At 51.1% G+C, this 13761-nt stretch carries 11 protein-coding genes; all 11 read left to right on the top strand.

Going from position 1 to position 13761, the window contains the following annotated elements; genetic code table 11:
- Positions 1-204: 204 nt before the first annotated feature.
- On the top strand, positions 205-801 hold the full coding sequence (gene fapR, locus PaeBR_RS15295) for a transcription factor FapR (protein ID WP_410511422.1): 597 nt from the start codon (positions 205-207) through the stop codon (positions 799-801).
- Positions 785-1777, top strand: coding sequence for a phosphate acyltransferase PlsX (gene plsX, locus PaeBR_RS15290; RefSeq protein WP_410511421.1), 993 nt, complete (start codon positions 785-787; stop codon positions 1775-1777). The genes fapR and plsX overlap by 17 nt, the downstream gene beginning before the upstream one ends.
- A gap of 4 nt (positions 1778-1781) precedes the next feature.
- Positions 1782-2771, top strand: a complete 990-nt coding sequence (locus PaeBR_RS15285) for a beta-ketoacyl-ACP synthase III (RefSeq protein WP_410511420.1) — start codon at positions 1782-1784, stop codon at positions 2769-2771.
- Positions 2772-2822: 51 nt separating this feature from the next.
- Complete coding sequence (gene fabD / locus PaeBR_RS15280) at positions 2823-3746, top strand: ACP S-malonyltransferase (RefSeq protein ID WP_410511419.1); 924 nt, start codon at positions 2823-2825, stop codon at positions 3744-3746.
- A 60-nt stretch (positions 3747-3806) separates the two neighbouring features.
- Positions 3807-4556 carry a 3-oxoacyl-[acyl-carrier-protein] reductase gene (gene fabG, locus PaeBR_RS15275; RefSeq protein WP_410511418.1) on the top strand — a complete coding sequence of 250 codons (750 nt, stop codon included), beginning with the start codon at positions 3807-3809 and terminating at the stop codon, positions 4554-4556.
- Positions 4557-4678: 122 nt separating this feature from the next.
- A complete protein-coding gene (gene acpP, locus PaeBR_RS15270; protein ID WP_036655282.1) occupies positions 4679-4912 on the top strand; it encodes an acyl carrier protein in 234 nt (77 codons plus the stop codon).
- Between the two features lie 221 nt (positions 4913-5133).
- Entirely contained in the window at positions 5134-6372 is a 1239-nt protein-coding gene (gene fabF / locus PaeBR_RS15265) for a beta-ketoacyl-ACP synthase II (protein ID WP_410511417.1), read from the top strand.
- Positions 6373-6384: 12 nt separating this feature from the next.
- A complete protein-coding gene (rnc, locus tag PaeBR_RS15260) occupies positions 6385-7089 on the top strand; it encodes a ribonuclease III (RefSeq protein ID WP_410511416.1) in 705 nt (234 codons plus the stop codon).
- Positions 7090-7277: 188 nt separating this feature from the next.
- Complete coding sequence (smc, locus tag PaeBR_RS15255; protein ID WP_410511415.1) at positions 7278-10847, top strand: chromosome segregation protein SMC; 3570 nt, start codon at positions 7278-7280, stop codon at positions 10845-10847.
- Between the two features lie 39 nt (positions 10848-10886).
- Positions 10887-11894: a signal recognition particle-docking protein FtsY gene (gene ftsY, locus PaeBR_RS15250; RefSeq protein WP_410511414.1), complete on the top strand. Its 1008-nt coding sequence runs from the start codon at positions 10887-10889 to the stop codon at positions 11892-11894.
- Between the two features lie 346 nt (positions 11895-12240).
- Positions 12241-13704, top strand: coding sequence for a circularly permuted type 2 ATP-grasp protein (locus tag PaeBR_RS15245; protein WP_410511413.1), 1464 nt, complete (start codon positions 12241-12243; stop codon positions 13702-13704).
- The last annotated feature ends 57 nt before the right edge of the window (positions 13705-13761 follow it).

Below are 13761 nucleotides of genomic sequence, written 5' to 3'. Positions count from 1 at the left end.
GGTGCTATTTTTTTTGCGCCAACTTCATCTTAAATAAGCGAAATAGTGTCAATACTTTATTTTTGGCACAGCATGCTTTATACTACATATTAGTACCTGGTTCTAAAATGTTAATTAATAGTATAATAACTTAGGCGGAAGCGGCCATCTGCGGCCGATGAATGCTATATAGCATGGGCCAGGAGGTGAGCCGCTATCGAGCGGGTGTCCAAAAAAGAGCGCCAGAAGCATTTGCTTCAAATTATTGAAGGTAATCCATTTGTCACGGACAGGGAGCTGACCCGGCAACTGAAAGTGAGTATACAGACGATCCGGCTGGACCGGATGGAGCTGGGGATACCGGAGCTGCGCGAGCGTATGAAACAGATGGCGGAGCATTCCTACGATCAGGTTCGCTCTTTGCCGGCGGATGAAGTCATTGGAGATATTGTTGATTTACAGCTGGACAAAAGCGGCATATCCATATTTGAAATTCGTGAGGAGCATGTATTCTCCAGAAACGGCATTGCCCGGGGGCACTATGTGTTCGCTCAAGCCAATTCGCTTGCGGTAGCCGTAATTGATGCGGAAATTGCCCTGACGGCATCCGCCGACATCCGATTTGTACGTATGGTCCGTCTGGGAGAGAAATGCATCTCCAAAGCCTATGTTCGCTCGCTTGCGGGCCGTAAAGGCAAGGCGGAGGTGGACGTATTTACATATGTCGGAGAAGAAATGGTTTTTCAGGGCCATTTTATAATCTATCGGTCCGCAATAGAAGAATACAGCGAAGGGGGAGACAGAAGTGCTGATCGCGATTGATGCCATGGGCGGGGACAACGCTCCTGAATGCAACATCGAGGGTGCGTTGTCCGCGGCCGCGGAATGGAAAGATATACAGATTGTGCTCGTGGGTGACGAAGCGAGACTTACGCCGCTGCTCAAGAATAAGCCGTCGAATGTGACAATACGTCATGCAGGGGATGTCATCGGTTCGGATGAAGAGCCTGTAAAGGCGGTACGCCGTAAAAAGGATTCATCCATGGTTGTTGCCGGACGCATGGTTCGTGAAGGTGAAGCCGACGCGATGATTTCATCCGGAAATACGGGTGCGCTGATGACGACAGGGTTGCTTGTCGTAGGAAGAATGCAGGGCATTGAGCGTCCTGCACTGGCACCAATGATTCCTACACTGGACGACGTCGGCGTACTTGCGCTTGATCTTGGCGCCAATATGGATGCCAAGCCGCAGCATTTGGCACAATATGCTCTGATGGGCAGTATTTACCGGAACAAGGTGCATGGAATTGTCAAGCCGCGTGTGGGCTTGCTGAACGTAGGAACAGAGCCTGGCAAGGGCAATGAGCTGACGAAGGAAGCCTACCCTCTGCTGGAAGCCATGCCGGGCATACATTTTGTCGGAAATGTCGAAGCCCGTGATGTACTGACGGGAAGCTGTGATGTGCTCGTATGTGACGGCTTCGCAGGCAACATTCTGCTGAAGACGCTTGAAGGGACAGCAGGAGCAATGTTTGCTCTATTGAAGGAACAATTCAGCGTTTCGCTCAAGTCGAAGCTTGGCGCGGCAATGCTTATGCCCCAGCTTAGAACATTGAAGGGTAAAATGGATTACAAGGAGCATGGCGGAGCGCCACTGCTCGGGCTTAGCGGTCTGGTTGTGAAGGGTCACGGTTCATCAGACGGCAATGCCGTCAAAAATGCGGTCAGACAAGCGCGGATTGCGCTTCAGGCTGACCTTGTGGCAAGTATATCCAAGGAAATTAGCGGAAGTGAGTGACGAAATGAGACAATTACGGCCAGTTGGTATCATCGGCACGGGAAAATACGTTCCCGAGAAGATATTAACCAACGCTGATCTGGAACAAATGGTAGATACAAATGACGAATGGATCGTCAGCCGCACTGGAATTCGGGAGCGTCATATTGCAGCTCCGCATGAAGCGACTTCCGATCTTTGTTATGCCGCTGCACTGCGTGCATTGGAATCCGCAGGCATGAAGGCTGAGGATTTGGATCTTATTATTATAGCTACTGTTACACCGGATACCGCTTTTCCTGCTACAGCCTGCATCCTGCAGGATAAGCTGGGAGCGAAAGGAGCGGCAGCCTTTGACTTGTCAGCAGCCTGTTCCGGCTTCGTATACGGCTTGGCTACTGCCGTCGGTTTTCTCCAGAATGGCATGTACAACAATGCTATGATTATTGGTGCAGATACGCTGTCCCGGATTACCGATTATACCGACCGAAACACCTGTGTACTCTTCGGTGACGGCGCCGGTGCTGTCATTATCGGTGAGGTTCCGGAAGGCCGGGGCTTCCAGTCCTTTGACCTTGGTGCAGAAGGCTCCGGCGGCAACCTGCTGAAGCTCGAGGCAGGAGGCTCACGGCTGCCGGCTTCCGTGGAGACTGTTGAAGGCAAGAAGCACTACATGCAAATGAGTGGTAGCGAAGTATTCAAGTTCGCTGTGCGCATTATGGGCACCGCCACAGAAAAGGTGCTGACGAAAGCCGGCATCGGTAAAGAAGATATCGATCTCTTTGTTCCGCATCAGGCGAACATTCGCATCATTCAATCGGCTATGCAGCGCCTGGACCTGCCTCCTGAGAAATGTGTTATTAACGTAGACAAATACGCCAACACCTCGGCGGCCTCCATTCCGCTGGCTTTGGTTGAAGCAGCAGAAGAGGGCCGTATGAAGGAAGGCGACACGGTGCTGATGGTCGGCTTTGGCGGCGGTCTCACCTGGGGCGCGTCCGTACTAATCTGGTAGGATTATTTTACTTGCGGCAAAGGGCCGCTTAGGGGAAGGGAATTAACAGATATGGGTAAAATAGCATTTGTCTTTCCCGGGCAAGGTGCTCAGGCAGTCGGTATGGGTAAGGATATTTTTGAAGCATTACCGCAATGTCGTGCAGTGTTTGAAAAAGGGGATGAAGTGCTCGGTTTTTCGCTGAGCAATCTCATCTTTGAAGGGCCTGAAAGTGAATTGAAGCAGACGGTAAATACGCAGCCGGCACTGCTCACAACAAGTACAGCTTATTTGAAGGCTCTGAAGGATCAAGGACTCAAGCCGGATTATGTAGCCGGTCACAGCCTGGGTGAATATAGTGCGCTCGTGGCAGCAGGGGTGCTGTCTTACGAGGATGCGGTGAGACTGGTGCGTCTGCGCGGCCGCTTCATGGAAGAAGCTGTGCCGGGCGGAGGTGGAGCCATGGCGGCTGTACTGGGTGCAGAACGGGGAGCTCTCGCGGAATTATGCCGCAGTATTTCCGAAGCAGGCAGTCCGGTGGAGCTGGCTAATATCAATTGCCCCGGACAGATCGTTGTCTCCGGCTCAGAAGATGGCGTGAATAGTGTAGTGCAGCGGGTGAAGGAGGCTGGCGGCAAACGGGCTATTCCGCTTGAAGTCAGTGGGCCATTCCATTCCTCAATGATGAAGGCAGCGGCAGACCGTCTTGTCGAAGAGTTTAAGAACATTACGTTTTATGCTCCTTCTGTGCCTGTTGTCTCCAATGTTACGGCCTCACCGGTCACCGATCCGGAAGAGATTCGTGAACTGCTTGTGCAACAGGTATATTCACCTGTGCTGTGGCAGGATAGCGTTGAGAGGCTGATTGCTGACGGTGTAGATACTTTTGTAGAAATTGGCTCTGGCAGTGTGCTTGCGGGACTCATTCGCAAAATCGACAAAAGTGTCAGGCTGATCAACATCAATAGTCTGGAAAGTGCCCAAACGGCCTGGTAGATTGCATGAAAATGCCTATGCTTTTTCGGGTAGGCTTGATCATTGAAAGGGGATTAAAGAATGTTCTCAGCATTGCGGGGCCAAACGGCCCTCGTCACCGGCGCTTCGCGCGGCATTGGCCGCAGCATTGCGCTGGAGTTAGCAAAGCATGGTGTCAAGGTTGCCGTGAACTATGCCGGAAGTGAAGAGGCAGCTCAGGAGACCGTAGCGCGCATTGTGGAGCTTGGCTCCGAGGGGATCGTACTTCGGGGCAATGTAGGCAGCAGTGAACAGGCGGAGAATCTTGTTAAAGAGACGCTGAATACCTGGGGCCGGATCGACATACTCGTTAATAACGCCGGAATTACACGGGACAATCTGATTATGCGTATGAAAGAGGAAGAGTTCGACCAGGTTATCGAGACGAATCTGAAAGGCGTGTTCAACTGTCTAAAGGCAGCCACACGTCCGATGATGAAGCAGCGGTATGGCCGGATTATCAATATTTCCTCAGTCGTTGGCGTGACTGGCAACCCCGGCCAAGCCAACTACTCTGCAGCTAAGGCTGGGGTTATCGGGTTAACCAAGTCGGCAGCACGCGAGCTTTCTTCACGCGGTATTACCGTGAATTGCATAGCTCCGGGCTTTATCGATACCGATATGACACGCGAGCTTTCCGAGGAAGCCCGCAGCGGCCTGATACAGGGTATTCCGCTTGCCCGTCTTGGACGTCCGGAGGATATTGCCATGTCGACAGTATTCCTGGCCTCCGAAGGGGCAGCTTATATGACCGGCCAGACACTTCACGTGGACGGCGGCATGTACATGTAAGAGCTACAGTGAGGTCAAACCGGGATGGAGCAAAGGGTTCAGGGTTTGCCTGAAGCGTTTTTTATGCTCTATGGTATTTTGACCCCATATCTCGTATAATACCAAAGGAGGAGGTGAACCGGATGTCCGATGTACTGGAACGTGTAACACGCATTGTCATCGACCGCTTAGGTGCCGATGAAGCTGAGGTAACATTAGAAGCGTCTTTCAAAGATGATTTAGGTGCTGATTCTCTTGATGTTGTAGAATTAGTTATGGAATTGGAAGATGAATTCGATATGGAAATCTCTGATGAAGATGCAGAGAAGATTACGACCGTGGGTGAAGTTGTGAAGTACGTACAATCTCATACCTAAAGTCTATGATTAAAAGTCCCGTACCTGCTAAGGCGGGACTTCTCCTCATTTTTACAGTGATAAGATATACCAAAGGGTGCGTTCATCGCACCTTTACAGGGAAAATTACAGAACCGCCGGCCAGTTTGGTAGCGTGGTGACTGAAGTTTATATAGTAGTATCTAAGGAAAAAATTTGGTATAAGCAAGTTAACTTAACAGCTTAAGATGGGGTGAATGTCTTTGAGTCATAGAGTGGTTATTACCGGTATGGGCGTGGTGACCTCGCTGGGTAAAGATTTGGAAACGTTCTGGGACAGCCTGATGAGCGGGAAGTCCGGCGTATCCTTGATTGAAGCCTTCGATGTCAGCGACTATACAACACGGATCGCATCATCTGTTAAAGATTTTGATGCCGAGGAACGTTTCGGCCGTAAGGAAGCCCGTAAAATGGACCGCTTTGTGCAGTTCGCTGTAGCAGCGGGAGAAGAGGCACTGAAAGACAGCGGTCTTACGATCGGCGAAGATATAGATGCGGAGAGAATTGGCGTTTCGGTTGGCTCCGGTATCGGCGGACTCGGAACCTGGGAGGATCAGCATAATCTGCTGCTGGAGAAGGGGCCTAAGCGGGTCAGTCCGTTCTTTATCCCGATGATGATTGCCAATATGGGTTCTGGTCAAATATCCATAAACCTGGGCGCTAAAGGTCCTAATACGACGCAAGTTACAGCTTGTGCAACAGGAAGCCATTCCATTGGTGAATCTTATCGATTTATCCAGCGTGGTGATGCAGACGCAATGATCTGCGGTGGAGCAGAAGCTACGATTCGTCCAACGGGCATGGCTGGATTCTGTGCAATGAGAGCCATGTCAACTCGCAACGATGAGCCTGAGAAGGCGAGCCGCCCGTTTGACGTTGACCGCGACGGTTTTGTTATGGGAGAAGGCGCCGGAATTCTGGTGCTGGAATCGCTCGAGCATGCGCAGAAACGCGGAGCGCGTATTTATGCCGAGGTTATTGGATATGGTTTAAGCGGAGATGCTCATCACATGACAGAGCCTGATCCGGACGGAGCAGCGCGCTGCATGAAGATGGCGATCCGGGATGCCGGAATTGCGCCGGAGGAAATTGACTATATCAATGCACACGGCACCTCAACGCCTGTTGGCGACAAGTCAGAGACGACTGCCGTTAAGAAGGCGCTGGGTGACCACGCTTATAAGGTAGCCATCAGCTCCACGAAGTCCATGACCGGTCATTTGCTGGGAGCAGCCGGTGGTGTGGAAGCCATTATTTGCGGACTTTCTCTGCAAAAGGGCATGATAGCGCCGACGATCAACCTGGATAATCAGGACCCGGAATGTGATTTGGATTATGTCCCTAATGTTCCGCGTAAAGCTGAATTGAACATTGTAATGTCCAATTCATTCGGTTTTGGAGGACATAACGCAACTGTTATTCTGAAAAAATATAATCAGTAAGGGGACCGAGCTGTGAATGGAGACCTGAAGCAATTACAGAAACAACTTCATATCCAATTTCACGATTCTGTGCTGCTGAAGCAGGCCTTTACCCATGCATCCTATGTGAACGAACACCGTTTTAACCAGCATCAGGACAATGAGCGTCTGGAGTTTCTGGGTGACGCTGTCCTGGAGCTTACGGTTTCCGAATATTTGTACAATCTGTTACCGGACCGTCCGGAAGGGGAATTGACGAAGCTGCGGGCTGCCATTGTGTGCGAGCCCTCGCTGGTCAAGTTTGCTGAATCTCTGGGCTTCGGCCAGTACGTACTGCTGGGCAAAGGGGAAGAATTGACGGGCGGACGTACCCGCCCTGCCCTGCTTGCTGATGTGTTCGAATCCTTCGTCGGAGCTCTTTATCTGGATCAGGGACTGGAAGCTGTGCGAGGATTCCTAAATGATCATGTATTCCCGCTGGTAGAAACGGACGGTAAGCTGCAAATGCAGATGAGTGATTTCAAGACGGAGCTGCAGGAGCTAATTCAGCATCATGGTATGGGAACACTGGAATACCGGATTATTGAAGAGCGGGGACCCGCGCATGAACGTGAATTTGTCTCTGAAGTGTATATGGCTAACCGGTCACTCGGACGGGGCAGCGGACGTTCCAAGAAGGAAGCGGAGCAGCAGGCTGCTGCTGCGGCATTGCTGCATCTGAAGGAAGACGGAGCCTAAATATCCTATTTTAAAGATAGAATTGCACGGTAGGGAAGAGCAACAATGGTCAAGGTGCCGGCGAATGGGCGGAATCTTGACTGCTGCTGCTCTTTTTTAGTGTAAGGAGCCGAACAATGATTCTATGTTTTGTGTGCCTAGAGCGCAGAGCGCTATGGTATAATGTGGTCAGAGGTGATTGACGAGTTATGTTTTTAAAACGGATCGAGCTAGCAGGCTTTAAATCATTCGCCGACAAGACGGAAATGGAGTTTGTGCGCGGCATTACGGCAGTAGTCGGACCAAACGGCAGCGGCAAAAGCAACATTTCTGACGGCATACGCTGGGTGCTTGGTGAACAGAGTGCCAAGTCACTGCGAGGCGGTAAGATGGAGGATATCATTTTTGCCGGAAGCGATGCCCGTAAAGCAGTGAACTATGGCGAAGTATCGCTGACATTGGATAATGAGGATCACGCCCTGCCGCTGGATTTCAGTGAAGTAACCGTGACCCGCCGTGTTCACCGCAGCGGAGATAGTGAATATTTAATCAACAAGCAATCCTGCCGCCTGAAAGATATTACAGAGCTGTTTATGGATACGGGTATCGGGCGTGAGGCCTATTCCATTATTGGACAAGGCCGGATCGAAGAAATACTCAGTACCCGCTCCGAGGACCGGCGCGGTATATTTGAAGAGGCTTCCGGTATAGTTAAATATAAGTCACGCAAGAAAGAAGCCGGGCGCAAGCTGGATGATACGGAGCAGAATCTGCTGCGTATTCATGATCTTATCAGTGAGCTGGAGGATCAAGTGGGTCCGCTGAAGGACCAGTCCGAGAAGGCGATTCGGTATAAGGAACTGCGGGAGCAACTGAAGCATCAGGAGATTTCGGTGTATGTGCATCAGATTGAAGGGATCCATACGGCCTGGCAGACCGGCAACGCCCAGCTTGAAACACTGCGCAACGAACAGCTGCAGCTGTCAACGGTGGTGTCCGCACATGATGCCAAGCTGGAGAGCGGCCGTTCGGCGCTGCGCCAGCTGGAGCAGCATATCGAGAAGCAGCAGGAAGAACTGCTGCGGTACAGTGAGGCTTATGAGAAGAGCGAGGGTTATGGCGAACTGCTGAAGGAACGCCGCCGCCATTTGGAGAATAACCGTGAGCAGCTTCTGCAGACATTAGGCTCAGTCGGGGAACGGTCGGCTGACCGGCTGCGGGAGCTGGCAGGACTGGAATCCAAGCTGGAGCAGTCACAATCTGCACTGGCGGATCTGAGGGCGCAATTGGCCCAGGAAGAAGCCAGACTGGAAGGCGTCGCAGACGGCATAAGCCAGAGCCGTGAAGAGAAGCTGAAAAGTGCGCTCCTGGAGCTGATGAATCTCATGGCACAGGCCCGCAACGAAATACGTTATGCCGACCAGCAGAAGGAAACGTTGGAACGGCGGATGAGCCGCAGTCATGAAGAGGGCGACAAATGGACGGTGCGGCAAGCAGAATTGCTCGTTGCCCAGAAGGCGCTAAAGGATAAAATTGCATTGTTGGGTCAGGAGCTTAGCGACTTACGCACCGACTACATAACCGAAAGCGGGAAGTCAGGCACACGGCAAAAGCTGCTGGAGGAAACGCAGTCAGGTCTGCGGAAGTGGGAACAGAAGCGCGAAGCACAGGTATCCCGGCATGAGACGATGAAGGAAATGCAGGACGACTTCGACGGCTTTATGCTTGGAGTAAAGGAAGTCCTGAAGGGAGCACGAAAAGGGCAGCTTAAGGGTGTGCATGGCGCGGTTGCCGAGTTGATTGCCGTTCCGGAGAAGCTGGAAATGGCTGTAGAGACCGCGCTGGGTGCAGCTCTTCAGCATGTGGTTATGGATGATGAGACCGTATCCCGCCAGGCGATAGCTTTCCTGAAGCAGCGTCAGCTTGGCCGGGCTACCTTTCTGCCGCTGGATGTTATCCGTCCACGACAAATTACAGGAAGCGACCGCGGAATGCTGGAAGGTGCAGAGGGCTTTGTCGGTATTGGTTCTGAGCTGGTTAGCTACGAAGATAAATATGCGGGTATTATGGGCAGTCTGCTGGGCAATGTTGTTATTGCGGAAAGTCTTGAGCAGGCGAACCGGATTGCCGCAAGAGGCCAGTACCGGTACCGGGTCGTAACACTGGAAGGCGATGTCGTTAACGCTGGTGGTTCCATGACAGGGGGCAGCCAGCATAAGAAGAACAACAGCCTGCTTAGCCGTAAACGCCAGCTGGATCAGCTCAGCAGTGAGATCGCGGAGAGCGAACGCCAGATTGTCAAGCTGAAGCAAGGCATAGCCAGGCTTCGGGAGGAGCAGGAAAGCTCTGCAACGAAGATGGAGGAGCTTCGCCGAGGCGGGGATGAGAAACGCCTCGAAGAGCAGCGTGTAGCCGGTGATCTGAAGCAGCTTGACCAGGAACTGCGTCATGTACAGGAGCAGGTGGAGAGCGCGGGTCTTGAACGGAGCGGCTTTGAGAGTGAGGTTCGCGGACTGGAAGAGACACGTGCTAAAGCCAGTGCTGAGCTTGCACGTCTGGAAAGTGAAGAGAAGAAAGCTCATGAAGACATCCGGAATGCCGAATTTGCACGTAAGGCCAGTGAGACCGAAAAGGAAGAGCTGCAAGGTAAACTTACGGGGATGAAGGTAGCGGAGGGCAAGCTGGACCAGGAGATTTTCTCATTGGAAGAGCAGCTGCGCCGGATGCGGCAGGACGCGGGTTCACAGGATAAGGAACTGCGTCAGAATCGAAGTCTATTGAATACGATCGAACAGGATTTGGCTGACAACGCTGTGGAAGCGGTAAAGCAGAAGGAAGATCTGAACAGCTATCGCCTCAAAAAGGAAGGGACCGCTGCGGCGCTTGATTTTGGACGGGCAGAACGGTCATCCTTGTCACGGAAGCTGGAGCTGGAAGAGGGCGAAACGAAGGATCAGCGGCAGGCGTTAAAATCGGTCGAAGACCGGCTGCGCAGCACGGAGGTATCGGTAGGACGGCTGGACGTGGAGCTGGACAATATTCTGCGGAAACTGAGCGATGATTACGAGCTGAGCTATGAGCTGGCTAAACAACGTTATCCTGTTCCCGAGGATGTTCCTGCTGCGCAGGCTGATGTACAGCGGCTAAAACGCAGTATTTCCGCACTTGGAGAGGTAAATCTGGGTGCGATCGAGGAATACCAGCGCGTTCATGAGCGTTTTACCTTCCTGAGCGGACAGAAGGAAGACCTGGTAGAAGCCAAAACAACACTGTACCACGTTATTCGTGAGATGGAAGAGGAAATGTCCAAACGCTTCAAACAGACATTCGATGCCATCCGCCGCGAATTCGGGACCGTGTTTACGAAGCTGTTCGGCGGCGGAAGAGCAGATCTCATGCTGCTCGACCCGGAGCATATGCTGGATACCGGCATTGATATCGTCGCTCAGCCTCCTGGCAAAAAACTGCAAAATCTGCAGCTTTTATCCGGCGGAGAACGGGCACTTACGGCTATGGCGTTGTTGTTTGCAATATTACAGGTGAAGCCGGTTCCGTTCTGCGTACTGGATGAAGTGGAAGCGGCCCTGGATGAGGCCAATGTAGTTCGCTTCGCCCAGTATTTGCGTGAGTTCTCGGAGCAGACACAGTTTATTGTTGTAACGCATCGTAAAGGCACAATGGAAGAAGCGGATGTGCTCTACGGGGTAACGATGGAAGAGGGCGGAGTATCCAAGCTTGTCTCCGTACGCCTTGAGGATGACGAGGCAGAGATCGCTTAAAGCTCGCCTATATATAATTTTTTGGAGTGGAGGAACGATATGAGTTTTTTCAAGAAATTAAAGGATAGCATTTCGGGAAAAACGGAAAGTGTGACTAAACAGTTCCGTGACGGCTTGGAAAAAACACGCAAAGGTTTTGTCGAGAAGGTATCGGATCTGATGATTCGCCGCAAGAAAATTGACGAAGAATTCTACGAAGAGCTGGAAGAAATTTTAATTGGCGCCGACGTTGGCGTGAATACAGTAATGACACTGGTAGAGGATTTACGTGCCGAAGTAAAGAAGCAGCGGATTGAGGACGCCAGTGAACTGCAGCCGGTATTGTCCCGAAAGTTAATGGAGCTGCTGCGCGGAGATGATGATAATTCGCTCAAAGAAAACCCGGATGGAATTACTGTAATTTTGTTCGTAGGCGTCAACGGTGTCGGAAAGACGACCACCATCGGCAAGCTTGCACACCGTTACAAGCAGGAAGGAAAGAAGGTGCTTTTGGCCGCAGGGGATACCTTCCGGGCCGGCGCCATCGAGCAGCTGGAGGTGTGGGGTCAACGGGCAGGAGTAGACGTAATTAAGCAGCAATCGGGTTCCGATCCGGCCGCGGTAATGTTCGACGCCGTACAAGCGGCGAAACAGCGGGGTGTGGATGTCCTGATCTGTGATACGGCAGGAAGATTGCAGAACAAAAGCAATCTGATGGAAGAGTTGAACAAGATTTTCCGTGTGATTCAAAGGGAAATCCCCAGTGCTCCGCATGAGGTGCTCATGGTTCTGGATGCAACAACAGGGCAAAATGCACTCACACAGGCCAAGCTTTTTGGCCAAAAAAGCGGGGTTACAGGCCTGGTCCTGACCAAGCTTGACGGTACAGCAAAAGGCGGTATCGTTGTTGCAATCCGTCAGGAACTGAACATTCCTGTGAAGCTGGTCGGACTGGGTGAGAAGATGGAGGATTTACAGCCATTCGATTCCGAGCAATTTGTACATGCCCTGTTCTCCGGGCTCTTAACAGAAGACGAAGAACGGACTGGGGAAGCAGAGCAGGAGTAATACAATTTCAACAGCAAAAGCAGAATACACAACTTAGGCGCCGGGCAGAATACCGGCGTTTTGTTATGTCAATTCACAATTCATATCAGTAATGCTTGTCTTCGCTCCTGCATACAATTGATGTGTAATCTATGTCTTATCTCCTGAAATACTTATTAAAGAGAAAGGAAGCGATTCCACAAACAGGGAAATGTTTGAGAGGTTTCTTTTCGTTGTTATATATATTGACATGAACGTGAGCGTTTACGTATTATGAAGTTGTAATCCAATAGTTTTATGAATTTCTTCTATATAATAAGGACTACTTGTTAATAAACATTACATTTATCCGAAAGGAGTCGGGCTCATGTCCAAACTTGATCCTTTGCCCGGTCTGTCTCCGTATCCGCTTCATCATTATTATGATGAGATGTATGCCGATGAACGGAATATCCGGCCTCATTATAAACATGTGAACCGCATGTTTTCCGGGATGAGCCCCGAAGAACTGCAAGGCAAGCAAAGATTGATGCAGCGCAGGATGATGGAGGAAGGCATAACTTTTACATTGTATAACCCGGCTCAGGATCAACCGATGGAGCGTACAATTCCCTTTGACATGATACCCCGCATTATTCCCAAAGGGGAATGGGAAAAGCTTGAAGCCGGTATCGTACAGCGCATCACGGCTCTTAATCTATTCATTCATGATATCTATCACGAGCAGTATATTGTAAGGGATGGCATTGTGCCGCGGCGGATGATAATATCCAATTGTTATTTCCGTCCTGAAATGTCGGGACTGCGAGTTCCGGGAGGAGCATATGTAACTACTTCAGGTATTGACCTTATTCGTCACCATGACGGAGAGTATTATGTGCTTGAGGACAATTTACGTACGCCCTCGGGTTTTTCCTATCTTTTTAAAGGCAGAACGCTGATGAATCAGTTATTTCCTGAGATATCCTTTGCAAGCTCCATTCGGGATGTGGATCATAGCTTAAACCGTTTTCTGTCCGTCTTGCGCAGCTTGTCTCCTTCGCGTACGCCGGACCCGGTAATCGCCCTGCTGACTCCGGGGGTATACAATTCAGCCTATTATGAGCATGCTTTTCTAGCGCAGCAAATGGGTATTCATCTGGTAGAGGGGCGCGATCTGGTTGCCCAGGACCACAAGATTTATTTAAAAGAAATGAAAGGGCTGCGCCGTGTGGACGTGCTGTACCGTCGTCTGGATGATGATTATATTGATCCGCTGGCTTTCCAGCCGGACTCGTTGCTTGGAGTAGCCGGACTAATGAACGCTTACCGGGCTGGAAATATAGCCATTGCCAATGCACCGGGAACGGGTGTTGCGGACGATAAAGCGATGTATGTATATGTGCCTGACATGATTCGTTACTATTTGAATGAAGAACCGATTCTGAGCAATGTACCAACCTATTTGATGTCCAAGCCGGAGGAACGGCAGTATGTTCTGGAGCATCTGCCTGAGATGGTGATTAAGGAAACTTCATTATCCGGAGGTTACGGCATGCTGATCGGATCAGAGGCGACGAAGGAGGAGCAGGATGTTTTCCGGTTGAAGATTCTTGCTGAGCCTGAACGTTATATCGCCCAACCGATCATGTCTCTATCCAGGGCACCCGTACTTTCAGGAGGAACCCTGACTCCGCGCCATATTGATCTCAGAGCATTCGTGCTCATGGGGGCGGATCGCAGGCCTCATGTTATCCCAGGCGGACTAACACGTGTTGCGATGAGAGAAGGATCACTGGTTGTGAACTCCTCTCAAGGCGGAGGCGTTAAGGATACCTGGGTTATGGCCTGAGTAACCTCTGGCGATGAATGCAAAGCTTGAATAAAGTACGGCATCACTAAGTAGGAT

The sequence above is a fragment of the Paenibacillus sp. BR2-3 genome, assembly GCF_046529485.1.
Taxonomy (GTDB): domain Bacteria; phylum Bacillota; class Bacilli; order Paenibacillales; family Paenibacillaceae; genus Paenibacillus_AQ.
This window is presented reverse-complemented; position numbering and strand designations above follow the sequence as displayed.

What these genes read in the sequence shown, in the direction of transcription:
- PaeBR_RS15285 (WP_410511420.1), top strand. Translation starts at nt 1,782, where the DNA reads ATGAGACAATTACGGCCAGTTGGTATCATCGGCACGGGAAAATACGTT.
- fabD (WP_410511419.1), top strand. Translation starts at nt 2,823, where the DNA reads ATGGGTAAAATAGCATTTGTCTTTCCCGGGCAAGGTGCTCAGGCAGTC.
- fabG (WP_410511418.1), top strand. Translation starts at nt 3,807, where the DNA reads ATGTTCTCAGCATTGCGGGGCCAAACGGCCCTCGTCACCGGCGCTTCG.
- acpP (WP_036655282.1), top strand. Translation starts at nt 4,679, where the DNA reads ATGTCCGATGTACTGGAACGTGTAACACGCATTGTCATCGACCGCTTA.
- smc (WP_410511415.1), top strand. Translation starts at nt 7,278, where the DNA reads ATGTTTTTAAAACGGATCGAGCTAGCAGGCTTTAAATCATTCGCCGAC.
- ftsY (WP_410511414.1), top strand. Translation starts at nt 10,887, where the DNA reads ATGAGTTTTTTCAAGAAATTAAAGGATAGCATTTCGGGAAAAACGGAA.
- PaeBR_RS15245 (WP_410511413.1), top strand. Translation starts at nt 12,241, where the DNA reads ATGTCCAAACTTGATCCTTTGCCCGGTCTGTCTCCGTATCCGCTTCAT.